Source organism: Vibrio sp. St2 (assembly GCF_947311885.1).
In the GTDB taxonomy this organism is placed as follows: domain Bacteria; phylum Pseudomonadota; class Gammaproteobacteria; order Enterobacterales; family Vibrionaceae; genus Vibrio; species Vibrio coralliilyticus.
Genome location: NZ_CAMZNA010000013.1, coordinates 20,131 through 44,014 on the forward strand (window position 1 = coordinate 20,131; position 23,884 = coordinate 44,014).

Below are 23,884 nucleotides of genomic sequence, written 5' to 3' on the forward strand. Positions count from 1 at the left end.
AGTGTTCGATTGATCTACTTATCCTGATGAATCTCTTTTAGCAGTTCATCTTTATCCTGCCATATATCACCCAACCATTGCTGAAACTGGCGCTTGTAAGGTTTATCGTTGAAGTAATCCCCACGAACGCTGTCATCGACAGGCAACACTTTGATGCGTACGACTATCTTGGTCATTCGTCCCATCAGCATATCGCGAAACGGTTTATCGGTGTTTTCTGGGTACGCTAGCGTGACATCAATAATGTTTTCAAACTGATCGCCCATGGCCGCCAACGTATAAGCAATTCCCCCCGTTTTGGGCTGCAACAAGTACTGATAGCCTGCTTTGCTCTTTTTCTGCTTCTGCTCAGTAAAACGTGTGCCTTCCACATAATTCACCACGGTCGTTGGGGTGTGCTTGAACTTGGCACAAGATCGACGAGTTGTTGCCAAATCTTGACCACGCTTTTCCGGGTGGCGAATCAAATACTCTCGGGAATAGCGGCGCATAAACGGCATATCCAGCGCCCAGCACGCCATTCCTATAAACGGAACGTAAAATAATTGTTGCTTAAGAAAGAACTTCGGCATAGGAATGCGGTCTTTAAACACACAGCACAATACAACAATGTCGGTCCAGCTTAGGTGGTTACTGATCAGTAAATACCAGCCGTCTTTCCTTAAACTTTGACCGCCTTCGATGTCCCATTCGACACGATTGAACAAGGAAAGAATGCCGGAGTTAATGGTCGCCCACAGCCACATTACCCGATTAGCCATTGCAGTACCTTTTGCCTGCAATTTACCTTTTGGTAACACGGCTTTAATCAAAGCAATGATACAAATGACGATCGAGCAAAAAGCTGAGTTAAGGATGACCAGAGCCACATTCAGAACAAGGAGTAGGTATGCAAACATAACGCTTATTAATGAGATCCCAGATAGAATTTATAACGTTTCATTTATGAATAATAAAACAGCGTGTAATTATACAAGTCCGTAACCACATTGGAATCACTCTGACGATGGTCAGATTAGTTCGACAAAACTTCGACAACCACTTATCTAATGTCAAAAGGTTCATAACAAGGAGAACCCTCAATGAAAGCCAAACTCTCTCTAATAGCCCTGTCGCTGGTTGCCCTTCCAACGATGGCTCAGCTATCAGAACAAGCAGGATTTAGTGGTGAAGTGTCACTCAGCGCTGGATTTGCCTCTACCACTTCAAACTTCAATACCGATGGCGATAAAACCATCAATGATGTCAATCAAACGGCCTCTTCAGACAGCGGTGCGCTAGTACTGCCACTTGGTAGCTTGGCCTATACCTTCGGTACAAATTTAGACAAACAGTTTTACGTAGGTATGGCTCGTGAAGATATCGCTGTCGGTACATTAGCGCTGGAGCTAGGATATAAGCAACAACTTGCGTCAGGTATGGTGATTGATGCCTCTTTCCTACCGACAGTGATGTCGGGCGAAACTTGGTCTGACCCATTCCTGACGGGCCAAGAGCGTCAAACCACAGACGAAACAGGCAATGCATTCCGTCTGAAGTTCAACAATATTATGGGCTCTAACTTCAGCCTAGACACCGCGTATGCAACCCGCGATATTGACGATGAAAAATCTGGAACTAGCTATTCATCTGATCCAGAAGTAACTAAAGTGCTGCAACGAGACTCTTCATCTATCTATCTAAAAGGTGACTATCGTCTACCGTTAACTCGCTCTTCGTTCTTGCAGCCTTCACTCACCTACATCAAAACTGATGCCGACGGAGATGCCAACTCACTCGATTCAGTTGGCGGTGAGCTAAGTTACTTTAAGATCATGAACCGCCACCAGTTCGCACTGACCGCTGGGTACACTAACCGCTCTTACGACGCCGTTAACCCAATTTACGGCAAGACGCGTGACGAAGATGAACTGAGCTTCTTCGCAGCTTACGAGTATCAAGAGTTCATGGGCTGGCAAGACTGGTCGTTGATTTCGTTTGCTGGCTACTCCAAAACCGACTCCAACATCGACTTCTACGATGAAGATCAGTATTTGCTCTCGGTCGGTATGAACTACCAATTCTAAGTTGAAGTACAGCCCGCCCAGTGCGGGCTTTTTTACACCGCCTGAGCGGTCAATTGCTTAAGCAATCGGTCCATTGCCCGATACCCCAACGCTTCAGCCAGGTGATGGCGAGCAATCTGCGACTGACCATCTAAATCAGCAATTGTGCGCGCGACCTTGATGATTCGGTGATAAGCCCGAATTGACAACCCAAGTCGGTGCAACGCACTCTCCAAAAACTGCGCATCTTCTTTTTTCAATGGACAGTACTCCTCTATTTCGCGACTGCCCAACAGTGCATTAACCTTATTGGATCGCTCCAGCATACAGGCTCTGGCATTGAGAACCCTTTGCTTAACTACTTCTGTAGTCTCACCACGATCGCCACCTTCGGCCAAAGTACCTTTAGGTAAAGCAGGGATCTCAAGTGACATATCGAAACGATCCAGTAAAGGACCAGATAACCGACTCAGATAACGTAAAATGGTTTGCGGATTCACTCTCGACTGATTACCTTCGTAATAGCCCGTCGGACTGGGATTGAGAGCCCCCACCAGTTGAAAGCGCGCAGGGAAGCGAGCTTTGCCCTGAGCACGCGAGATAATAATCTCCCCGGATTCCAGCGGCTCACGCAATGAGTCAAGAACCTTACGTTCAAACTCTGGCATTTCATCAAGAAACAGCAATCCATTGTGGGCCAACGAAATTTCACCCGGTCTTGGGATTGTGCCTCCGCCGACGAGCGCTGCCATTGAGCTTGAATGGTGCGGTGCACGAAAGGGGCGCCGCTTCCAGTTAAGCGCATTGATTTCCTGCTGAGTTAGTGACGCAACAGACGCCGTTTCCATTGCTTCGTCGTCACTCATCTCCGGCAGCAAATCGCACAAACGCGAGGCAAGCATGGTTTTTCCCGTCCCAGGCGGGCCTAAAAATAACAAGTTATGGTTGCCTGCCGCAGCAATTTCCAAAGCACGTTTACCTTGCTGCTGACCAATGATGTCTTGTAAGTCGCGGCCATTATCCACCGCTCGGTGCAGATTTTGTGTTTGATGCAGGCTAAGTTTTTGTTGGCCACAAAGATCGGCGCACACTTCTAGCAAGCTTTGGGCAGATTTATGCTGTTCTTCGCCCACTAACGCGGCTTGATCGCCATTGTAATGAGGTACAACCAAGCTTCGCTGTGCTTTGTTGGATGCCAGCGCTGCAGGCAATACCCCTTTCACTCCGCGCAGCTCACCCGACAAAGCCAGTTCACCAACGAACTCTTTTTCTGCCAAGCCGCTGACTGGGATCTGCTCTGAAGCGGCGAGAATGCCTAGTGCAATCGGCAGATCAAAGCGCCCTCCCTCCTTGGGCAGATCGGCGGGTGCAAGATTGACCGTGATTCGCTTGGCTGGGAACTCAAATCGAGAGTTGATGATCGCACTGCGCACTCGGTCGCGTGATTCTTTAACAGTGGTTTCCGGTAATCCCACCAGAGTGAACCCCGGCATTCCATTACTGATATGCACCTCTACCGTCACAGGTGGCGCTTCAACCCCCACCGATGCCCGACTGTAAATAATGGCTAAGCCCATAATTTTTCCTACACTCTCTGCTATCTATTTATCTGTTTGATAACTTGCGCACTTTTCTAACAATCTTGTTATATAGCGTGGTGAGATGATGAGAGAATGTGAAAAAAGAATGACTTTTTGCTTGTCATGTAACGGAATTCTATGTTACCACTAGTGACGCAAACAATTTCGTACCATATTACGTAAGCACAACATTAAAAAAGAATATGAATTTCAACGCCCGCATTAACGCACTGATTGTCCTGATTATCGTGGTCATTATTGATTCCGCGCGGGGGCTGGTGGGCGAAAAATAAAACACCAAATTCAAAAAAACCCCCGCACTGAAAAGTCCGGGGGTTTTTTTCAACTTAAACGCTGAAAATCAGCGAAAAAATAAACACTGACTTAGTCAGGCAGACAGAAAAATAAAGAGCTCAGCCGCAAGCTGGCAGGAAGAATGGGAGCGCACATGACGTGCACAACAACACAACATTGCTACTTAGGTAGCCAAGGAGGCTTACGATGACAGGTGCTGAATTAGTCGTAGCCGCATTAAAGCAACAGGGCATCAAAACCGTATTCGGCTATCCAGGCGGTGCCATCATGCCAATTTATGACGCGCTGTATGACGGTGGCGTCGAACACATCCTCTGCCGTCACGAACAAGGTGCAGCGATGGCCGCTATCGGTATGGCACGCGCGACTCAAGATGTCGCAGTCTGTATGGCAACATCTGGTCCCGGAGCCACTAACCTAGTAACCGGTTTGGCCGATGCGTTTATGGATTCGATCCCAATGGTGGCAATCACGGGTCAGGTCGCCAGTTCCCACATCGGGACAGACGCTTTCCAGGAAATGGATGTGATAGGAATGTCGCTATCCTGTACCAAGCACAGCTACCTCGTGACTGAGATTGAAGAGCTTGCACCAACTTTAGCCGAAGCGTTTGAAGTCGCTAAAGCAGGCCGACCAGGACCAGTGATTGTCGACATCGCTAAAGATGTTCAGCTGGCTCAGGCACCGGTTGACGTTTTGCCTCCATTCACACCACCAGCGCTTCCCGTTCCTCAAGCAGAAGCCGTTTCTGCCGCTCAGGAGCTTCTTTCACAAAGTACCCGCCCAGTATTTTATGTTGGTGGCGGTGTACAACTGGGAAAAGCCACAAAAGCCGTTCGCGAATTCTTACGTTTAAACCCAATGCCTTCGGTCAGCACCCTGAAAGGCTTAGGTACTATTGAACGTCACGACCCACATTACCTTGGTATGCTGGGTATGCACGGCACCAAAGCCGCGAACCTAGTCGTTCAAGAATGTGACCTGTTGATTGCTGTTGGCGCGCGATTCGATGACCGAGTAACAGGTAAATTGGAAACGTTCGCCCCTCACGCTCGCGTTATCCATATCGACATCGATGCCGCTGAGATCAACAAGCTGCGTCACGCCCATGCGCCACTGCGCGGTGATATCAATTCCCTTCTTCCTCAACTCGAGCTGACTCAAGACATCACGCCATGGGTCAAGCACAGTGAAAGTCTGCGTAGTGGCTTTAAGTGGCGTTACGACCACCCGGGTGATCTGATTTTTGCTCCGGGTATGCTCAAACAGTTGTCCGACATGATGCCTGATAGTTCAATGGTCTCAACCGATGTAGGTCAGCACCAGATGTGGGCAGCGCAGCATATTCAGCCACGTGACCCACAAAACTTCATCACATCCGCAGGCTTAGGCACCATGGGCTTTGGCCTTCCTGCCGCTATGGGTGCCGCGGTCGCACGTCCGGATGATCAGTCTATCCTTATTACAGGTGACGGCTCTTTCATGATGAACGTTCAGGAACTGGGCACGCTAAAACGTCGCCAGATTCCGGTCAAAATCGTTCTATTGAACAACCAACGCTTAGGCATGGTACGTCAATGGCAGTCGCTGTTCTTTGATGGTCGCCACAGTGAAACCATTCTGGATGACAACCCAGATTTCATCACCTTAGCTAAAGCGTTTGATATTCCTGGAAAAACGATCACAAGAAAAGAAGAAGTTGAGCCAGCGATTCAGGAAATGCTGGATAGTGAAACCTCGTACTTGCTGCACGTTTTAATCGACGAAGAAGAAAACGTGTGGCCACTGGTACCGCCGGGTGCTTCTAACAATGACATGCTGGAGAACACTTAAGATGGAAAGATATCTAATCGACATTAAAGCAGACGACAAACCGGTACTGCTGGAGCGTGTTCTTCGTGTGGTTCGCCATCGTGGTTTCATTGTTAGACAAGTTGCAGGCACACAGAACCATGAGAGCAAGATTGCCAGTGTCGAGATCATCGTCGACAGCGATCGTCCGATCTCCTTTCTGACCAATCAGATTGAAAAGCTCTGGGATGTGCGCACGGTTGAGGTAACACAAATCGCCAGTGACGAGCTACCGAATAACAACCTACAACAAAAAATTTGTGCATAAAGGAAGGCAATAATGGCTACTACAACAGCGGATTACATTTGGTTTAATGGCAAGCTGGTACCGTGGAAAGAAGCGAATGTCCACGTATTGACTCATGCGATGCACTACGGTACTTCAGTATTTGAAGGTGTGCGCTGCTACAACACGCCTAAAGGACCAATTATATTCCGCCATCGTGAGCATGCGAAGCGACTGAAGGATTCAGCCAAGATCTACCGTTTCCCTATCCCTTACTCTGTGGATGAAATCATGGAAGCGACGCGCGAAACACTGCGCGAGAACAAACTCGATAGCGCTTATATTCGTCCGCTAGGTTTTGTTGGCAATGTTGGCCTTGGTGTATGTCCACCGCAGGGCACCGAAATGGACCTGATCATCGCCGCTTTCCCATGGGGCTCTTACCTAGGTGAAGAAGCCTTGGAGAAAGGGGTCGATGCGATGATTTCCAGCTGGAACCGCGCAGCGCCAAACACCATTCCAACCGCAGCGAAAGCTGGCGGTAACTACCTATCTTCATTGCTGGTTGGCGGTGAAGCACGTCGTCATGGCTACGATGAGGGTATTGCATTAAGTGTTGATGGTTATTTGTCTGAAGGCGCAGGTGAGAACATCTTTGTGATTAAAGATGGAGTGATCACCACACCACCTGCTACCAGCGCCATCCTTCCGGGCATCACTCGTGATTCGATCATGACGATCGCTCGTGACAAAGGTTACGAAGTTCGCGAAGCAAATATTGCTCGTGAAGCACTTTACCTAGCAGACGAAGTGTTTATGACAGGTACTGCAGCAGAGGTCGTTCCTGTTGCAACCATAGATAAAATTGACGTAGGCAGCGGTAAACGCGGCCCTATCACCAAAGAGCTGCAAGAAGCTTACTTTGGACTATTCAACGGCACCACTGAAGATAAGTGGGGCTGGTTAGATTACGTTTACCCAGCAGACGCGGCAAAATAAAGGAAGTAGTAAGATGCCTAAATACAGATCAGCAACCACCACTCACGGTCGTAACATGGCGGGTGCTCGTGCACTGTGGCGTGCAACTGGCGTAAAAGATGAAGATTTTGGTAAACCAATCATCGCAGTCGTGAACTCATTCACTCAGTTTGTACCGGGCCACGTTCACCTTAAAGATATGGGCCAACTGGTCGCCGGTGAAATCGAGAAAGCAGGCGGTATAGCCAAAGAATTCAACACCATCGCAGTCGACGATGGTATCGCAATGGGCCACGGTGGCATGCTTTATTCACTGCCATCGCGTGAGCTTATCGCTGACTCGGTAGAGTACATGGTGAATGCTCACTGTGCCGATGCCATGGTATGTATCTCCAACTGTGACAAAATCACTCCGGGAATGCTGATGGCGTCAATGCGCCTTAACATCCCAGTAATCTTTGTATCTGGCGGTCCAATGGAAGCGGGTAAAACTAAGCTTTCTGACCAAATAATCAAGCTAGACTTGGTTGATGCGATGATCCAAGGTGCAGACCCGAAAGTTTCAGACGAGCAAAGTGAACAGATCGAACGCAGTGCGTGTCCGACATGTGGTTCATGTTCAGGTATGTTCACAGCGAACTCAATGAACTGCCTGACTGAAGCGCTTGGTCTTTCTCAGCCAGGTAACGGTTCAATGCTAGCGACACACGCAGACCGCGAAGAACTATTTATCAACGCTGGTAAACGTATCGTTGAACTGACACGCCGTTACTACGAGCAAGATGACGAATCTGCACTGCCGCGCAATATCGCCACTTTTGATGCATTCGAAAACGCAATGGCGCTTGATATTGCGATGGGCGGCTCAACTAATACCATTCTTCACCTGCTCGCTGCTGCGCAAGAAGGTGAGATTGACTTCGATATGGAAGATATCGATCGCTTATCTCGCAAAGTACCTCACCTATGTAAAGTGGCACCATCTACTCAGAAATATCACATGGAAGACGTACACCGCGCGGGTGGTGTTATGGCTATCCTTGGTGAGCTAGACCGCGCAGGTTTGCTGCACAATGATGCGCGCACCGTACTCGGCCTTTCAATGAAAGAGCAGCTAGCACAATACGACATCATCCAAACGGAAGATGCAGATGTATTGAAGTTCTTCCGCGCAGGCCCTGCAGGCATTCGTACTACCAAAGCGTTCTCACAAGATTGTCGTTGGGATCGTCTTGATGATGATCGCGCTGATGGTTGTATCCGTTCAATCGATCACGCGTTCTCTCAAGAAGGTGGCCTAGCCGTACTATCAGGCAACATCGCCCTTGATGGTTGTATCGTGAAGACCGCTGGTGTGGATGAAAGTATCCATAAATTCACTGGCCCTGCAGTAGTATTTGAAAGTCAGGAAGACGCCGTTGAAGGCATCTTAGGCGGTAAAGTAAAAGCAGGCGATGTGGTTGTCATCCGCTACGAAGGCCCGAAAGGGGGCCCAGGCATGCAGGAAATGCTTTATCCAACCACTTACCTGAAATCAATGGGGCTTGGTAAAGAGTGTGCACTGCTGACAGATGGTCGCTTCTCTGGCGGTACGTCTGGCCTTTCCATTGGTCATGCTTCACCTGAAGCGGCGAATGGTGGCGCGATTGGTCTGGTGAAACAAGGCGATATGATCGCAATTGATATTCCAAACCGTTCTATTTCTTTAGAAGTCTCAGAGCAGGAACTTGCTGAGCGCCGTGCAAAACAAGACGAACTGGGCTGGAAACCAGTCGATCGTCAACGTGAAGTTTCTTTTGCACTCAAAGCGTACGCAAGTATGGCAACCAGTGCTGACAAAGGGGCAGTGCGAGACAAATCTAAGCTAGAGGACTAGCTTATGTCTGATTCTCTCTTTTCAGGGAAAGCTCATCAGACTGGCGCAGACTATCTGCGCCATATCTTAAGAGCTCCGGTTTATGAAGCAGCAACGGTAACGCCTCTGCAGGAGATGCCACGCCTGAGTGAACGGATTGGTAACAAGGTGCAAATCAAGCGCGAAGATCGCCAGCCTGTACATTCGTTCAAACTACGTGGTGCCTACAATATGGTTGCCAGTTTGTCTGAAGCGCAAAAAGCCGCTGGCGTGATTGCAGCCTCAGCGGGTAATCATGCCCAAGGCATGGCGCTTTCTGGTACTAAGCTTGGTATCAAAACCACGATTGTGATGCCAAAGACCACACCTGACATTAAAGTCGAAGCGGTGCGTGGTTTTGGCGGTCACGTGGTACTGCACGGCAATAACTTTGATGAAGCCAAAGCTGAAGCCGAGCGTTTGTCAGAACAACATGGCTATACATTTGTGCCACCTTTTGATCACCCGTTAGTGATCGCAGGCCAAGGCACCATTGGCATGGAGATGCTGCAACAGAATGGTCACCTCGATCATATCTTCGTGCCAGTTGGTGGCGGTGGTTTAGCAGCGGGTGTGGCGGTGTTGGTCAAACAGCTGATGCCAGAAATCAAAGTCATCGCGGTTGAGCCTGAAGATTCAGCGTGTCTTAAGGCAGCTTTAGATGCAGGTGAGCCCGTCGTTCTCGATCAGGTCAGCATGTTTGCTGATGGCGTCGCAGTAAAACGCATCGGTGAAGAAACCTTCCGCCTGTGTCAAAAATACCTTGATGGGCACATTACCGTTTCAAGCGATGAGATTTGCGCCGCAGTCAAAGACATCTTTGAAGATACGCGTGCTATCGCAGAGCCTTCTGGCGCGCTAGCTTTAGCTGGGTTGAAGAAATACGCCGAGCAAAACGAGCTTAAGAACAGCAACCTAGGTACTGTTCTGTCAGGTGCGAACACGAACTTCCACGGTTTGCGCTACGTCTCTGAGCGTTGTGAATTGGGTGAAAAACGTGAAGGCCTGCTGGCAGTCACGATTCCAGAACGCCAAGGCGCTTTCTTTGAGTTCTGTAACCTGATTGGCGGCCGAGCGGTCACTGAGTTCAACTACCGCTACAACGATGACGATCTGGCCAACATTTTTGTTGGTGTCCGTCTACAAGGTGGGCAGGAAGAGCTGGAACACATCATTCACGATCTGCGTGAAGGCGGTTATCCTGTGGTCGACTTGTCAGACGACGAGATGGCAAAACTGCACATTCGTTACATGATTGGTGGTAAACCATCGAAGCAGCTGAAAGAGCGCCTATATAGCTTTGAATTCCCAGAGTACCCAGGTGCATTGCTGAAATTCCTCAGCACATTAGGTACACATTGGAACATCAGTCTGTTCAACTATCGCAATCATGGTGCCGACTATGGTCGAGTATTGTGTGGCTTTGAACTGGATGAAGCCGATTTATCACGATTTTCCGCCCATTTGCGAGAGCTGGGTTATCAATGCAAAGACGAAACCGACAACCCGTCGTATAAGTTTTTCCTTTCTTAATCATCAAAAAGCCAGTCACATGACTGGCTTTTTCTTTACTGCCCAAGGCGACTTTCCACAATGCACTGTATGCATGTATATAATGCTAAAGTTTCATTTTAGTCATAGTGATTTTCAGTCTACACTCAATATCAGTTTTTAAATGTTTGCTACCGCGTAGTGGAGACCATCTATGTTTAACGCACTGATTCTAAACCAAGAAGAAAAACGCACCATCGCCTCTGTAGAACAAATCGATGAAGCACAATTGCCACAAGGCGACGTACTAATCGATGTCGATTACTCATCACTCAACTACAAAGATGGTCTGGCGATCACTGGCAAAGGTAAGATCATCCGCAACTTCCCTATGGTACCGGGCATCGATATGGCAGGCACCGTTGCTCACTCAGATGATGAACGTTACCAAGTCGGCGATAAAGTCGTATTAACTGGCTGGGGTGTGGGTGAGAATCACTGGGGTGGTATGGCTCAACGCGCGCGCCTAAAAGCAGACTGGTTGGTACCACTGCCTAAAGGGATCGACAGCAAAAAAGCCATGATGGTTGGCACTGCTGGCTTTACTGCCATGCTGTGTGTTCAAGCGCTGATCGACGCTGGTGTCAAACCTGAGTCGGGTGAAATTCTGGTGACTGGTGCAAGTGGTGGTGTGGGTTCAGTAGCTGTAACGCTATTGGCAACGCTCGGCTACAAAGTGGCGGCGGTGACTGGCCGCATTGAACAAAATGGTCCTCTCCTAGAAAAGCTGGGCGCAAGTCGCATCATTGATCGTGTCGAGTTTGAAGAACCCGCACGCCCACTGGAAAAACAAGTTTGGGCTGGCGCCGTTGATACTGTGGGCAGCAAAGTACTGGCTAAAGTACTGGCGCAAATGGATTACAACAGCGCAGTAGCTGCATGTGGTTTGGCTGGTGGCTTTGACCTACCGACCACAGTGATGCCTTTTATTCTGCGTAATGTTCGCCTGCAAGGCGTAGACTCAGTGATGTGCCCAACAGAGAAGCGTATCGCCGCTTGGGAAAAGCTGGTTGAACTACTACCTGACAGCTACTTTGAGCAAGCCTGTACTGAAGTAGCTCTTGCCGATGCACCAAAGTACGCAGAAGACATCACTAACGGTCAAGTAACAGGTCGCGTTGTGATTAAGCTGTAATTCTAAGATTCAAAATAAAAGAGCCAGCATTGCTGGCTCTTTTTGTATCGATCGAAATCGTGTTAATCCAATCCCATATCTGCGATACGTTTCGCAATCAAACGGCTACACTCTTCTCTCACCACAGATCGCAGCCATTCCTGTGCCGGTGAGTGCTCGCAACGTGCATGCCAGATCATCGAATAATCAAACGGCGTGAATTGGAACGGTAAAGGCTTAACTGCCAAGTCATAACGTTCGGCGACCAGATAAGCTAAATCCGCTGGCACCGTAATGATCAACGGCATGGTATCCACTATGGCCAATGCCGCTTCCAGATGATAAGCCCGCAGCACCATTTTTCGTTTTGGCTGATCGACCAGAGCCTGCTCAATTAACGCTTTGACGCCATCACTGATAGCAATCATCGCATGTGGATAGGTTAGGTAGTCCTTCAGACTGAGTGACGTGTTGGCCAACGGGTGCTGTTTAGATAAAAGGCATAAAACCCCTACACGCCCAAGAATTTCACTACGCAGTGGCTCTACTGGGCCAATAGGTCGGCATATGGCTAAATCCGCCCCTTCATACGTCAACTGATCAGCTAATCGGTCATGTTGCAGAGGTAGAAAGTTAATTGACACATTGGGCGCCTCCTGATAGATACGCGGCAAAGCAAAGGGCAGAATAGTCTGCATCGCATAATCAGTGGTCGCGATATTGAAGGTGTTCTCAAAGCTTTGCGGTTCAGTTTGCATCGGTGACAACACCTGGCGCAGCGACTCCAGTGGCTCTCCCAGTGCTTTGTCGACCTCGAGCGCTTTTTCGGTTGGAATCAGGTGCTGGCCCTGACGCGTAAACAATGGGTCACCCAGCATGTCACGCAAGCGGCCTAACACTCGGCTCATCGCAGACTGGCTAAGATTAAGCCGATGTGCTGCCTTACTGACACTGCACTCTTCGATTAAAACCCGCAACGCCACCAGCAAATTCAGATCACGGCGATAGATGTCTTCTAATTCCACAAATAGCCACTTAAAATGAAGGGTATATTTATTGAATTGTACTCTTTAGATAAAAAAAATCCCGCCTTTCAGCGGGGAAGCCCAAGAAAAATGGGGATAGTGTCGGAATGTAATTGAGCGTAGTTACAATTGAGAATGGTTGTTGGAAGTTCAACCATCAATTTTCTTGCTCTTCAGATGCGCTCGGCCAGCGATGCATCTCGAGCCAAATCCCTACAACCGTCGCAACCATGCCGAGCAAAGGCATAAACGACGATTCTGCTGGTGTACGTAAAACAAGTGCGCAAAAAGAAACAAAGCACAGCACGGAATAGATTGTTAGACGATCTAAAGCTGTCAACATAAGCGCTCCTTGTTTTAAATGTTACCAACTTGTTAACTAAGTTAAAACAATTTGATCGCTTTGCCAAGGGGTTATTGAATATTTTTTCTTCACCAGTATTATCTACCCCCTATTGAGGTAACAAAGATATGACCATGACAATCAATTCAGAACAGGCGACCCAAACTTTAGAGGCAGAAGGACTGCGCTGCCCAGAGCCCGTGATGATGGTCAGGAAGACAATCCGTAACATGCAAGAGGGTGAGATTCTGCTGGTAAAAGCCGATGATCCATCCACCACACGCGACATTCCGAGCTTCTGCCGCTTTATGGATCACCAGCTGATTGCAGCTCAAACCGAAGAGCTGCCTTATCAGTATCTGATCAAGAAAGGAATGGATTAGCGTTAACGCTAAACTAATTGAAATGAAAAACGGCTGCCTGGGGCAGCCGTTTGTTTATTCGTCATATTCAATGGTGTGGACTTCAGATTGCAATTTTCTCAGCTGTTTTTGCATTGCCCGCATTTCTTCGTGCATTGGGATAATGTGCGCGACTCGAATCCAGGCTTCAACCGTCAACGCGGTCAACACAAATGAACCTGCAACAATCGGTAGCCACATGTCGGTCAGTACCATTGCCAGTAAGCACAGTACCAAGCCGAAAGTGAATAGATAACTCTGACTTTTTGGGGTCATCCCCATATAACGTGTAAGCATAATGTTGCCCTCTCGCTATACTCTAGGTGTTTGAAGAACAAACAGAATTATTCTCACCTTGAGTAACATCATTCACACCGTTAAGTTAGCATGACAAGTATGACACTAATATGTCAGCGATCACGCCCTTACACGAATTTAGCACAGAGTTTGATCTATCGCATTTCTCCACCAGATATCCGATTTTTACCACACTTTAGCGACATTTTTACAAAAACGCGGCGCCAACCGCCAGAGCGATAAACAGCAGGGCAGTCACCTTACGAATCAGGTTGAGCGGCATCTTATCGGCCGACAATTTACCAATTAAAACCACAGGAACATTGGCTGCCAGCATACCCAGCGTGGTGCCTATAATCACCAACGTCAGCGCGTCGGCAAACTGAGCCCCTAAGATAGAGGTGGCAATCTGGGTTTTATCACCAATTTCAGCGATAAAGAACGCGACAAAGCTGGCGAAAAACGGCCCTCGGTTGGAAATTTCATCGTCATCATCCAACTTATCTGGGATCAGCACCCAACCCGCCATAGCGAGAAAACTTGCCACCACGGCCCACTTAAGCACCTCTGGTGATAAATAGTCGGCCACAACCACGCCTAACCAAGCCGCAAGAGCGTGATTGGCAATAGTAGCGAAGAAAATTGCGGCGATAATCGGTATCGGTTTTCGATAACGACTGGCCAACAGTAAAGACAATAGCTGGGTTTTGTCACCAATTTCGGCTAAAGCGACAGTGGTAATTGAAATAGCTAAAACGCTCACGACATGCTCATTGAGGCAGGGATAATTATTTTAAACCTAAGACAAACCTCGTGCCCCACCCCGGTTCACGATGTTTATCTAAGGTCTTGCTAAACCCATCAGGCGATGAGTCTCGAGCGCCATGGTGATTGTGCACCAATTATGTTGACGAACGAACCAAACAATCAGGCTGATTGTGTTGGTAAGCTACTCCCCAAAGATGGACGCAATTCTATCCAGCTCTATGTCATTTCTCAAGTAACAAAGTGGTCAAAAACTTCCTTTTAGGAAAATTTGGACGAATAAGCCATTAAAAATCCATTAAAGGAGAATTCTGACTAGGAATTAATCAAGATTAGCCCTACTCCCCTACGCAATATCTGGGTATACTTGATTGTTATTTTCATTATATTAATGTGTTGAAAGTGATAGAAATCGCCACGACTACGGCGAACATTTGATCAATAACAGCAACAGAAGAATCGCGCGAACCTGACTTATGCAAAAATACGATATCAAAACCTTCCAGGGAATGATCCTCGCGCTGCAGGATTATTGGGCTCAAAATGGTTGTACCATTGTTCAACCGCTAGATATGGAAGTGGGTGCGGGTACCTCTCACCCAATGACTTGTCTACGAGCGCTTGGCCCAGAGCCAATGTCTACAGCTTACGTACAACCTTCACGTCGTCCGACCGATGGCCGTTACGGTGAAAACCCTAACCGTCTTCAGCACTACTACCAATTCCAAGTAGCGCTAAAACCATCGCCAGACAATATTCAGGAGCTGTACCTAGGTTCTCTAGAAGTACTTGGTGTCGATCCTCTGGTTCACGACATTCGTTTCGTCGAAGATAACTGGGAAAACCCAACGTTAGGCGCATGGGGCCTAGGCTGGGAAGTATGGCTAAACGGCATGGAAGTCACACAGTTTACGTATTTCCAGCAGGTTGGCGGCCTTGAATGTAAGCCAGTAACGGGTGAAATCACTTACGGTATCGAGCGTCTCGCTATGTACATCCAAGAAGTAGACTCGGTTTACGATCTCGTATGGAACATAGCTCCAGACGGCAGCAAAGTCACTTACGGTGACATCTTCCACCAAAACGAAGTGGAGCAGTCAACGTACAACTTCGAGCACGCAGACGTCGATTTCCTATTCACTTTCTTCGACCAATGTGAAAAAGAAACCAAAGAGCTACTTGAGCTTGAGAAGCCACTGCCGCTTCCAGCTTACGAGCGCATTCTTAAAGCGGGTCATGCATTCAACATTCTTGATGCACGCAAAGCTATCTCGGTAACAGAACGCCAGCGTTACATCCTTCGAATCCGCAACCTGACTAAGTCGGTTGCAGAAGCGTACTACGCATCACGTGAAGCTCTTGGCTTCCCAATGTGTAAGAAAGAAGGCGAGGAGAAGTAATCATGGCAAAAGAATTTCTAATTGAACTGGGTACAGAAGAGCTACCACCAACGCAACTTCGCACCCTAGCGGAAGCGTTCGCAGCAAACTTCGAAGCGGAGCTTAAAGGCGCAGACCTAGCACACGAAGGCGTGAAATGGTACGCCGCTCCTCGTCGTCTAGCACTCAAAGTTGCTGCATTGGCTGAAGGCCAAGCGGACAAAGTGGTTGAGAAACGTGGACCAGCAGTTTCTGTCGCATTCGATGCGGACGGTAACGCGACGAAAGCCGCTCAAGGTTGGGCGCGTGGTAACGGCATCACTGTTGAGCAAGCTGACCGTCTCGCAACAGACAAAGGCGAGTGGCTTCTTTTCAAACAAGAAGTGAAAGGCCAAGCAACGTCTGAAATCGTTGTCGACCTAGCAGCTAAAGCACTGGGTAACCTACCTATTGCGAAGCCAATGCGTTGGGGTAACAAGACTACTCAGTTTATCCGCCCAGTTAAAACACTCACTATGCTAATGGGCTCTGACCTTATCGAAGGTGAAATCCTAGGCGTAGCATCAGATCGCACTATCCGTGGTCACCGCTTCATGGGTGAGCAAGAATTCACGATTGAGTCTGCGGAACAATACCCAGCGATCCTAGAAGAGCGCGGTAAAGTGATGGCAGATTACGAAGCACGTAAAGCCATCATCCTTGCTGATTCACAAAAAGCCGCGGCTGCCGTTGGCGGCGTGGCTGATCTCGAAGATGACCTAGTTGAAGAAGTGACTTCTTTGGTTGAATGGCCAGTGGTATTGACGGCGAAGTTCGAAGAAGAGTTCCTAAAGGTCCCTTCTGAAGCGCTGGTTTACACCATGAAAGGTGACCAGAAGTACTTCCCAGTGTATGACGAAAACAAGAAGCTACTACCAAACTTCATCTTTGTTTCTAACATCGAATCGAAGGAGCCTCGTTACGTTATCGAAGGTAACGAGAAGGTAGTACGTCCACGTCTAGCGGATGCTGAGTTCTTCTTCAACACTGACCGTAAGCGTCCTCTTATCGACCGCCTGCCTGAGCTAGAGCAAGCGATCTTCCAGAAGCAGCTTGGTACTATCAAAGACAAGACAGACCGCATCACAGAGCTTGCTGGCTACATCGCTGAACAAATCGACGCTGACGTTGAGAAATCTAAGCGCGCAGGCCTACTGGCTAAGTGTGACCTAATGACATCTATGGTATTCGAATTTACCGATACTCAAGGTGTAATGGGCATGCACTATGCGACTCACGATGGTGAAGACGAGCAAGTTGCATTGGCACTTTACGAGCAGTACATGCCTCGTTTCGCCGGTGACGAACTGCCAAGCACTGGTATCTCATCTGCGGTAGCAATGGCTGACAAGCTAGATACGATCGTTGGCATCTTCGGTATTGGCCAAGCGCCTAAGGGTTCTGACCCATTCGCACTTCGTCGTGCATCACTAGGTGTGCTGCGTATCATCGTAGAAAACGGCTACAACCTAGACCTAACAGATTTGATTGCTAAGGCAAAATCTCTGTTTGGTGACCGTTTGACCAACGACAACGTAGAAGCTGACGTTATCGACTTTATGCTAGGTCGTTTCCGCGCATGGTACCAAGATGCAGGTTTCAGCGTGGATATCATCCAAGCGGTACTGGCGAATCGTCCAACTAAGCCAGCTGACTTTGACCAACGTGTTAAAGCGGTTTCTCACTTCCGAGAACTGGAAGCGGCAGAAGCACTTGCTGCGGCGAACAAACGTGTAGGCAACATCCTAGCCAAGTTCGATGGTGAGCTAGCAGCAGACATCGATCTATCACTTCTACAAGAAGACGCAGAGAAAGCACTGGCAGAAAGCGTTGAAGTAATGACAGAAGCGCTAGAGCCAGCGTTCGCAACAGGTAACTACCAACAAGCGCTAAGCAAGCTTGCAGACCTGCGTGAGCCTGTTGATTCATTCTTCGACAACGTCATGGTAATGGCAGATGACGAAGCGCTGAAGAAGAACCGTCTAACGCTACTGAACAACCTGCGTAATCTATTCCTACAGATCGCGGATATTTCACTTCTACAGAAGTAATATCTCGAACAATATAGGTTCTATGAAGCCCAACTCCTCGGAGTTGGGCTTTGTTTTTATCAGTGACGGAATTTTGTGCTTTGCCTCGTAATCACATTAAGGTATGTTCAGGGATTACCCGATTATCCATAGACCACTATGCTCAAGGTGAGTCTTGGAATTACTAGCTTCGACTAGTAACTATTACACTTAAAGCAATCACAATGAATTAGGTATAACTACAAATGCAATTCTCTAAGTTTGGTGAAAAATTCAATCAGTATTCCGGTATCACGCGTTTAATGGATGACTTAAACGACGGCCTGCGCACGCCAGGTGCGATCATGCTCGGAGGTGGTAACCCAGCCGCTATTCCAGCAATGCTCGAATACTTTCGCCAAGCCAGTGAGGAGATGCTCGCCAACGGGGACCTCGTGGCCGCCATGGCCAACTATGATGGCCCGCAAGGCAAAGACGCGTTTGTAAAAGCTCTGGCTAAGCTATTAAAAGACACTTATGGCTGGAACATATCAGAAAAAAACATCAGCTTGACCAACGGCAGTCAGAGCGGCTTCTTTTATCTGTTCAACCTGCTGGCGGGTAAGCAGTCAGATGGCTCGCATAAGAAAATCTTACTGCCTTTAGCGCCTGAGTACATTGGCTACGGTGATGCAGGTGTTGATGAGGATATCTTTGTCTCCTACCACCCAGAAATTGAAATGCTCGACAACGGCCTGTTTAAATACCATGTCGACTTCGAGCAGCTCAAAGTCGATGACTCGGTTGCCGCCATTTGTGCATCACGCCCAACCAACCCTACCGGTAACGTGCTCACTGATGAAGAAATCCATAAACTGGATAAACTGGCGCGCGAAAACAACATTCCGCTCATCATCGACAATGCCTATGGTCTGCCATTCCCGAATATCATCTTTGAAGATGTTCAGCCGTTCTGGAACGAAAACACCATCCTGTGTATGAGCCTGTCTAAGCTCGGCCTTCCAGGTGTACGTTGCGGGATTGTGATTGCTAGTGAAGAAGTGACTCAGGCTATGACCAATATGAACGGCATCATCAGCTTGGCTCCAGGAAGCCTGGGCCCTGCGTTGGGGCATCATATGATTAAAAATGATGACCTGTTGAATCTCAGCACCAATGTTATCAAGCCGTTTTATAAGCAAAAATCTCAGCGAGCTGTCGAACTGCTGCAAACTGCCATCACTGACTCACGTTTTCGCATTCACAAACCAGAAGGGGCGATCTTCCTATGGCTTTGGTTTGATGAGCTGCCAATCACCACTATGGAGCTATACCAAAGACTGAAAGCACGCGGTGTGTTAATTGTGCCAGGCGAGTACTTCTTTATTGGTCAGGAAGATGACTGGAAGCACGCACACCAATGTCTACGCATGAACTACGTTCAAGAAGACGAAATGATGCAGAAAGGTATCAAGATTATTGCTGAAGAAGTCGAAAAAGCGTATCAGGAAGCCTAAGAAGTAAACTGCTTCGGTTAGATCAAAAAAGAGCACCTAGATGGTGCTCTTTCACTCTTATTCCCGATCTATTTGGCTAGTTAAAGCCAGTGGTTTCAAATATGACGGGTTAACCTTCGATTAGGTTCTTACCACCAATAGCAATCTTACGTGGTTGCATTGCTTCAGGGATTTCGCGCTCTAGGTCAATGTGTAGTAGACCATTTTCCATGCTTGCACCCACCACTTTTACATAGTCTGCTAGCTGGAATTTACGCTCAAAGTCGCGCTCTGCGATGCCTTGATATACGTATTGCTTCTCTTCTTCTGATTTACGCTCACCCTTAACAATCAGCATGTTTTCTTTTTGAGTAAGGTCTAGCTGCTCTTCAGCAAAGCCTGCAACTGCCATAGTAATACGGTAGTTGTTTTCATCTTTTTGCTCGATATTGTATGGAGGGTAACCGCCAGAAGTGTTCTTCGAAGTGTTCGCTTCCATCATGTTGAATAGACGATCGAAGCCGATTGCGTTGCGGTAAAGTGGAGTGAAATCTACAGTTCTCATAATGCTATCCTCATAGTAAGCAATAGTCTTAGTCGTGAGTTTGCGCGGATCGATTCTGTATTCGAGCTTTGCCGACTAAGGGATTTATTCACTACTCCTCGGGTTCTGTTGACTCTGGGACGTAGCTATAAATCAGTTCAATTGTGTGCCTCTAAAGTCATCCTCTCCTGAGCGATACCTTATTGGCGGTTAGTGAGGTTCTGTTTCTTCTCTCGTGAGCAAGACAGCCTCCCTCTTCACAACTAGATATGTGGCTTGAGCAAAATAGTTTCAAGGGATTATTTTCAATTATTTTGCCAAACCAATAATTTTCAATGCCTTACAGGCACAAAAAAGCACCACCAATAGGCAGTGCTTTAAATACAATGAAGCTATCAATTTAATTGCTTCGAGGCTCAGTTAGTTCGCATTAGTTCAAGTGAGGCGCACGCAGCATACAAGTGTATGTGAGTACGCCGAACGCAGAAATCATGCGAAATAACGACGCATCGTAGTGATTAAACGTCTAGGTTTGCTACTTTCAGCGCATTCTCTTCGATAAAGTTACGACGAGGTTCAACTTGGTCACCCATTAATGTCGTAAACAGCTGATCTGCACCAACAGCATCTTCAATCGTGACTTGCATCATACGGCGCGTCTCTGGGTCCATTGTTGTTTCCCAAAGCTGCTCTGGGTTCATCTCACCCAGGCCTTTGTAGCGCTGTAGGCTTAGGCCACGACGTGACTCTTTGATTAACCAGTTCAATGCATCAACGAAGCTTGAAACAGGCTGAGTACGTTCACCACGCTTGATGTAGGCGCCTTCTTCAATCAGGCCGTTAAGCGCTTCTGACAGATCGGCCAGCTTACCGTATTCTTTCGAGTTAATCAGATCAATACTCAGTGCATGCTCATGCGTCACACCATGAGTACGTACAACAATCTTAGGTAGATTTAAACCAAGCTCTGCATGTTGTTCTACTTCAAAGCTGTACTGGCTCGCACCCACTTCTTTAGCATTAAGCTGCTCAACCAGCTGTTTAGTCCACGCTTCAACGACTGCTGCATCATGGCACTGCTCAGCAGTCAGACGCGGTGTGTAGATAAGCTCATGAACCAATGCGTGTGGATAGCGACGGCTCATACGCTCCACCAGCTTAATACCAGAGTTGTATTGCTTAACAAGGCTTTCTAGTGCTTCACCCGATAGAGCTGGCGCTTGTGCGTTTACGTGTAGAGAAGCGTTGTCTAATGCTAATGCCACTTGGTATTGGCTCATTGCATCTTCATCTTTGATGTACTGCTCTTGTTTGCCTTTCTTCACTTTGTAAAGTGGTGGCTGAGCGATGTACACGTAGCCACGCTCGATAAGCTCTGGCATTTGACGGTAGAAGAAGGTCAATAGTAGCGTACGGATGTGCGAACCATCGACATCCGCATCGGTCATGATGATGATGTTGTGGTAGCGCAGTTTATCTGGGTTATATTCGTCACGACCGATGCCACAACCAAGTGCGGTGATAAGCGTTGCAACCTCTTGTGAAGAGAGCATCTTGTCGAAACGCGCTTTCTCAACGTTAAGGATTTTACCTTTCAGTGGAAGAATCGCTTGGTTCTTACGGTTACGGCCTTGTTTTGCGGAGCCGCCTGCCGAATCACCCTCCACTATGTACAGTTCAGAAAGTGCCGGGTCTTTTTCCTGACAGTCAGCCAGCTTACCTGGCAGACCTGCTAGGTCTAGTGCGCCTTTACGACGAGTCATTTCACGTGCTTTACGCGCTGCTTCACGAGCACGCGCCGCATCGATGATCTTGCTACAAACCGTTTTAGCTTCTGTTGGATGCTCAACTAGGAATTCAGACAGCTTTTCACCCATCACAGATTCAACGGCTGACTTCACTTCCGAAGACACCAGCTTATCTTTGGTTTGGCTTGAGAACTTAGGATCCGGTACCTTAACCGAAATAACTGCAGTTAGACCTTCACGTGCATCATCACCTGAAGTGGCGGTTTTTGCTTTCTTCGAGAAACCTTCTTTATCCATGAACGAGTTCAGTGTGCGTGTTAACGCAGCACGGAAACCCGCTAGGTGCGTACCACCATCGCGTTGAGGGATGTTGTTGGTGAAACAGTAGATGTTTTCCTGGAAGCCATCGTTCCACTGCATCGCTACTTCAACAGCAATACCATCTTCACGCTCAGCATTGAAGTGGAAGACTTTCTCGATGATCGGCGTCTTGTTAGTGTTTAGGTGTTCTACGAATGCCTGAATACCACCTTCGTACATGAAGTGGTCGCTCTTGTCTTCTTCACGCTCATCAGCCAGCTTGATCGAGACACCTGAGTTAAGGAACGAAAGCTCGCGTAGACGTTTAGCCAGAATATCGTAATGGAATTCAGTGTTAGAGAAGGTTTCTTCACTAGGCCAGAAACGGATTTCCGTACCTGTTTTGTCCGTTTCACCAATCACAGCAAGTGGCGCTTGCGGCTCACCATGGTGGTAGGTTTGCGTATGGATTTGACCACCGCGGTGGATGGTCAGAGTTACTTGCTTAGACAGCGCGTTTACTACCGAAACACCTACACCGTGCAGACCACCCGATACCTTGTATGAGTTATCATCGAACTTACCACCTGCGTGCAGAACCGTCATGATAACTTCTGCTGCCGAAACATTCTCTTCCGGGTGCATTTCGGTCGGGATACCACGACCGTCATCGCGTACCGATACTGAACAATCCTCATGAATCGTCACGATGATGTCTTTACAGTGACCCGCTAACGCTTCATCAATTGAGTTATCCACCACCTCGAAAACCATGTGGTGTAGACCGGTACCATCGTCCGTGTCGCCGATGTACATCCCTGGACGCTTACGTACTGCATCCAGGCCCTTTAGTACTTTAATACTCGATGAATCGTAATTTTCAGACATGAGTTATCTTCCACTATATATTTTGTTCTATTGTGCCATGTTCCACATGGAACATCCTGCCATTTTCGTCCAACATGTCGGCGATTTGGCTTTCTGTAATAGAACTGACAAAAACTTGCGCCCCCGTCTCCTTCAAGCAGTCTGCTAGACGCTTACGACGTTGACTATCTAATTCAGAGGCAAAGTCATCAATTAAGTAGACACATTGCTTGCCGGTCATCTCAGTGAGGTGTTGACCTTGCGCCACGCGCAATGCACATACCATGAGTTTGAGCTGACCTCGTGACAGAACATCCTCAACCGGAGTCCCGTTCACTTTAATTTTTAAATCGGCTTTATTCGGACCACTAAAGGTGTAACCCAGTGCCTGATCCCGCTCAAAATTGTTCTCAAGAATAGCCTGATAAGGTGTGTCCTTATCCCATCCTCGGTAATACTTCAGCTGGATCTCAAATTCGGGGAGAAATGTCTGACAGATTTCCGTGGCTTTCTCGGTCATCTGCTCAACATATGTGGCTCGCCACTGGCTAATGTTTTCAGCCAACCTTGCCATCTCCTGATCCCAATACGACAGCTCACGATAGCTGGTGGCCGTTTTTAACAACGCGTTGCGCTGTTTATTCAGACGTTTAAACCGACCCCAAGCATCATAGAAAGCCGACTCAGTGTGAAACACACCCCAGTCGATAAATGCTCGGCGATGTTTTGGGCCGTCTGTCAGTAAATCAAACCCTTCCGGATGGATCAATTGCAGTGGCAGAACCTGCGCCAATTGAGCCAGTTTTTGTCCGGATTGACCGCCTATTTTAACCTCTGTTGAGCCATCACGCTGCTTATTAATGCCAATTGGTAGCTCAAATTGATCCGAGTTCAAAAAACGACCGTGTACAAACAGCTCCTCACAGTCATTTTGGATGACTCGGCCTGTCAAAGAGCTTTTAAAAGAGCGGCCGTGGCCGAGCAAGTAGACGGCTTCCAGAACACTGGTTTTGCCACTACCGTTCGGACCTATAAGAAAGTTAAAGCCTGCTGATAGTTCAATATCACAGGCTTTAATGTTGCGAAACTGCTGAATAATAAGACGTGAAAGCGGCAT

The 23,884-nt window shown here is 47.9% G+C and carries 20 protein-coding genes; 11 read left to right on the forward strand and 9 right to left on the reverse strand.

The window, feature by feature from the left end:
• Positions 1-14: 14 nt before the first annotated feature.
• On the reverse strand, positions 15-899 hold the full coding sequence (locus QMA41_RS22680; RefSeq protein ID WP_006957501.1) for an acyltransferase: 885 nt from the start codon (positions 897-899) through the stop codon (positions 15-17).
• 183 nt (positions 900-1,082) lie between these two features.
• Between QMA41_RS22680 and QMA41_RS22685 the strand changes: the two genes are divergently transcribed.
• Entirely contained in the window at positions 1,083-2,066 is a 984-nt protein-coding gene (locus QMA41_RS22685; protein ID WP_043009574.1) for a DUF2860 domain-containing protein, read from the forward strand.
• Between the two features lie 32 nt (positions 2,067-2,098).
• Here QMA41_RS22685 and QMA41_RS22690 read toward each other — a convergent pair whose 3' ends face one another.
• Positions 2,099-3,622 carry a YifB family Mg chelatase-like AAA ATPase gene (locus QMA41_RS22690; protein WP_281630681.1) on the reverse strand — a complete coding sequence of 508 codons (1,524 nt, stop codon included), beginning with the start codon at positions 3,620-3,622 and terminating at the stop codon, positions 2,099-2,101.
• A gap of 504 nt (positions 3,623-4,126) precedes the next feature.
• Here QMA41_RS22690 and ilvG point away from each other — a divergent pair.
• The 6 genes from ilvG (at position 4,127) to QMA41_RS22720 (ending at position 11,575) form a co-directional block, all read left to right on the forward strand.
• Positions 4,127-5,773 (forward strand): acetolactate synthase 2 catalytic subunit, encoded by a 1,647-nt coding sequence (gene ilvG, locus QMA41_RS22695; protein WP_021456907.1) that lies wholly within the window; start codon positions 4,127-4,129, stop codon positions 5,771-5,773.
• 1 nt (position 5,774) lies between these two features.
• A complete protein-coding gene (ilvM, locus tag QMA41_RS22700) occupies positions 5,775-6,059 on the forward strand; it encodes an acetolactate synthase 2 small subunit (RefSeq protein ID WP_006957495.1) in 285 nt (94 codons plus the stop codon).
• 12 nt (positions 6,060-6,071) lie between these two features.
• Positions 6,072-7,016 carry a branched-chain-amino-acid transaminase gene (gene ilvE, locus QMA41_RS22705; RefSeq protein ID WP_019273987.1) on the forward strand — a complete coding sequence of 315 codons (945 nt, stop codon included), beginning with the start codon at positions 6,072-6,074 and terminating at the stop codon, positions 7,014-7,016.
• A gap of 13 nt (positions 7,017-7,029) precedes the next feature.
• Positions 7,030-8,871, forward strand: coding sequence for a dihydroxy-acid dehydratase (ilvD, locus tag QMA41_RS22710; RefSeq protein ID WP_038514209.1), 1,842 nt, complete (start codon positions 7,030-7,032; stop codon positions 8,869-8,871).
• A gap of 3 nt (positions 8,872-8,874) precedes the next feature.
• Entirely contained in the window at positions 8,875-10,422 is a 1,548-nt protein-coding gene (ilvA, locus tag QMA41_RS22715) for a threonine ammonia-lyase, biosynthetic (protein WP_021456905.1), read from the forward strand.
• Positions 10,423-10,594: 172 nt separating this feature from the next.
• Positions 10,595-11,575, forward strand: coding sequence for an MDR family oxidoreductase (locus QMA41_RS22720; protein ID WP_095562062.1), 981 nt, complete (start codon positions 10,595-10,597; stop codon positions 11,573-11,575).
• Between the two features lie 62 nt (positions 11,576-11,637).
• On the opposite strand, the gene QMA41_RS22725 is transcribed toward QMA41_RS22720, so the two are convergent.
• Positions 11,638-12,579 (reverse strand): LysR family transcriptional regulator, encoded by a 942-nt coding sequence (locus QMA41_RS22725; RefSeq protein ID WP_064488914.1) that lies wholly within the window; start codon positions 12,577-12,579, stop codon positions 11,638-11,640.
• 157 nt (positions 12,580-12,736) lie between these two features.
• Entirely contained in the window at positions 12,737-12,922 is a 186-nt protein-coding gene (locus QMA41_RS22730; protein ID WP_082312960.1) for a hypothetical protein, read from the reverse strand.
• A 134-nt stretch (positions 12,923-13,056) separates the two neighbouring features.
• On the opposite strand from QMA41_RS22730, the gene tusA reads away from it, so the two are divergent.
• Positions 13,057-13,305, forward strand: coding sequence for a sulfurtransferase TusA (tusA, locus tag QMA41_RS22735; protein ID WP_038514221.1), 249 nt, complete (start codon positions 13,057-13,059; stop codon positions 13,303-13,305).
• A 54-nt stretch (positions 13,306-13,359) separates the two neighbouring features.
• On the opposite strand, the gene QMA41_RS22740 is transcribed toward tusA, so the two are convergent.
• Entirely contained in the window at positions 13,360-13,620 is a 261-nt protein-coding gene (locus QMA41_RS22740) for a hypothetical protein (protein ID WP_006957484.1), read from the reverse strand.
• Between the two features lie 208 nt (positions 13,621-13,828).
• The gene (locus QMA41_RS22745) at positions 13,829-14,383 is read right to left on the reverse strand and encodes a TMEM165/GDT1 family protein (protein ID WP_281630682.1); all 555 of its coding nucleotides are present in this window, start codon (positions 14,381-14,383) and stop codon (positions 13,829-13,831) included.
• A 478-nt stretch (positions 14,384-14,861) separates the two neighbouring features.
• Here QMA41_RS22745 and glyQ point away from each other — a divergent pair, with 478 nt between their 5' ends.
• The 3 genes from glyQ (at position 14,862) to QMA41_RS22760 (ending at position 19,329) form a co-directional block, all read left to right on the forward strand.
• Complete coding sequence (glyQ, locus tag QMA41_RS22750; protein WP_006957480.1) at positions 14,862-15,785, forward strand: glycine--tRNA ligase subunit alpha; 924 nt, start codon at positions 14,862-14,864, stop codon at positions 15,783-15,785.
• A 2-nt stretch (positions 15,786-15,787) separates the two neighbouring features.
• Entirely contained in the window at positions 15,788-17,854 is a 2,067-nt protein-coding gene (gene glyS / locus QMA41_RS22755; RefSeq protein WP_281630683.1) for a glycine--tRNA ligase subunit beta, read from the forward strand.
• 224 nt (positions 17,855-18,078) lie between these two features.
• Positions 18,079-19,329, forward strand: coding sequence for a valine--pyruvate transaminase (locus QMA41_RS22760; RefSeq protein WP_281630684.1), 1,251 nt, complete (start codon positions 18,079-18,081; stop codon positions 19,327-19,329).
• Between the two features lie 109 nt (positions 19,330-19,438).
• Here the strand turns inward: QMA41_RS22760 and QMA41_RS22765 are convergent, their stop codons facing one another.
• The 3 genes from QMA41_RS22765 to recF all read right to left on the reverse strand — a co-directional run bounded on the left by QMA41_RS22765 (position 19,439) and on the right by recF (position 23,884).
• Positions 19,439-19,873, reverse strand: coding sequence for an Hsp20 family protein (locus QMA41_RS22765; protein WP_019273978.1), 435 nt, complete (start codon positions 19,871-19,873; stop codon positions 19,439-19,441).
• 497 nt (positions 19,874-20,370) lie between these two features.
• Positions 20,371-22,788 carry a DNA topoisomerase (ATP-hydrolyzing) subunit B gene (gyrB, locus tag QMA41_RS22770; RefSeq protein ID WP_281630685.1) on the reverse strand — a complete coding sequence of 806 codons (2,418 nt, stop codon included), beginning with the start codon at positions 22,786-22,788 and terminating at the stop codon, positions 20,371-20,373.
• 13 nt (positions 22,789-22,801) lie between these two features.
• A complete protein-coding gene (gene recF / locus QMA41_RS22775) occupies positions 22,802-23,884 on the reverse strand; it encodes a DNA replication/repair protein RecF (RefSeq protein ID WP_019273976.1) in 1,083 nt (360 codons plus the stop codon).

What these genes read in the sequence shown, in the direction of transcription:
- gyrB (WP_281630685.1), bottom strand. Translation starts at nt 22,788, where the DNA reads ATGTCTGAAAATTACGATTCATCGAGTATTAAAGTACTAAAGGGCCTG.
- QMA41_RS22720 (WP_095562062.1), top strand. Translation starts at nt 10,595, where the DNA reads ATGTTTAACGCACTGATTCTAAACCAAGAAGAAAAACGCACCATCGCC.
- QMA41_RS22760 (WP_281630684.1), top strand. Translation starts at nt 18,079, where the DNA reads ATGCAATTCTCTAAGTTTGGTGAAAAATTCAATCAGTATTCCGGTATC.
- ilvE (WP_019273987.1), top strand. Translation starts at nt 6,072, where the DNA reads ATGGCTACTACAACAGCGGATTACATTTGGTTTAATGGCAAGCTGGTA.
- glyQ (WP_006957480.1), top strand. Translation starts at nt 14,862, where the DNA reads ATGCAAAAATACGATATCAAAACCTTCCAGGGAATGATCCTCGCGCTG.
- QMA41_RS22740 (WP_006957484.1), bottom strand. Translation starts at nt 13,620, where the DNA reads ATGCTTACACGTTATATGGGGATGACCCCAAAAAGTCAGAGTTATCTA.
- QMA41_RS22765 (WP_019273978.1), bottom strand. Translation starts at nt 19,873, where the DNA reads ATGAGAACTGTAGATTTCACTCCACTTTACCGCAACGCAATCGGCTTC.
- QMA41_RS22690 (WP_281630681.1), bottom strand. Translation starts at nt 3,622, where the DNA reads ATGGGCTTAGCCATTATTTACAGTCGGGCATCGGTGGGGGTTGAAGCG.
- QMA41_RS22730 (WP_082312960.1), bottom strand. Translation starts at nt 12,922, where the DNA reads ATGTTGACAGCTTTAGATCGTCTAACAATCTATTCCGTGCTGTGCTTT.
- recF (WP_019273976.1), bottom strand. Translation starts at nt 23,884, where the DNA reads ATGCCGCTTTCACGTCTTATTATTCAGCAGTTTCGCAACATTAAAGCC.
- QMA41_RS22685 (WP_043009574.1), top strand. Translation starts at nt 1,083, where the DNA reads ATGAAAGCCAAACTCTCTCTAATAGCCCTGTCGCTGGTTGCCCTTCCA.
- ilvM (WP_006957495.1), top strand. Translation starts at nt 5,775, where the DNA reads ATGGAAAGATATCTAATCGACATTAAAGCAGACGACAAACCGGTACTG.
- tusA (WP_038514221.1), top strand. Translation starts at nt 13,057, where the DNA reads ATGACAATCAATTCAGAACAGGCGACCCAAACTTTAGAGGCAGAAGGA.
- ilvA (WP_021456905.1), top strand. Translation starts at nt 8,875, where the DNA reads ATGTCTGATTCTCTCTTTTCAGGGAAAGCTCATCAGACTGGCGCAGAC.
- ilvD (WP_038514209.1), top strand. Translation starts at nt 7,030, where the DNA reads ATGCCTAAATACAGATCAGCAACCACCACTCACGGTCGTAACATGGCG.
- ilvG (WP_021456907.1), top strand. Translation starts at nt 4,127, where the DNA reads ATGACAGGTGCTGAATTAGTCGTAGCCGCATTAAAGCAACAGGGCATC.
- glyS (WP_281630683.1), top strand. Translation starts at nt 15,788, where the DNA reads ATGGCAAAAGAATTTCTAATTGAACTGGGTACAGAAGAGCTACCACCA.
- QMA41_RS22680 (WP_006957501.1), bottom strand. Translation starts at nt 899, where the DNA reads ATGTTTGCATACCTACTCCTTGTTCTGAATGTGGCTCTGGTCATCCTT.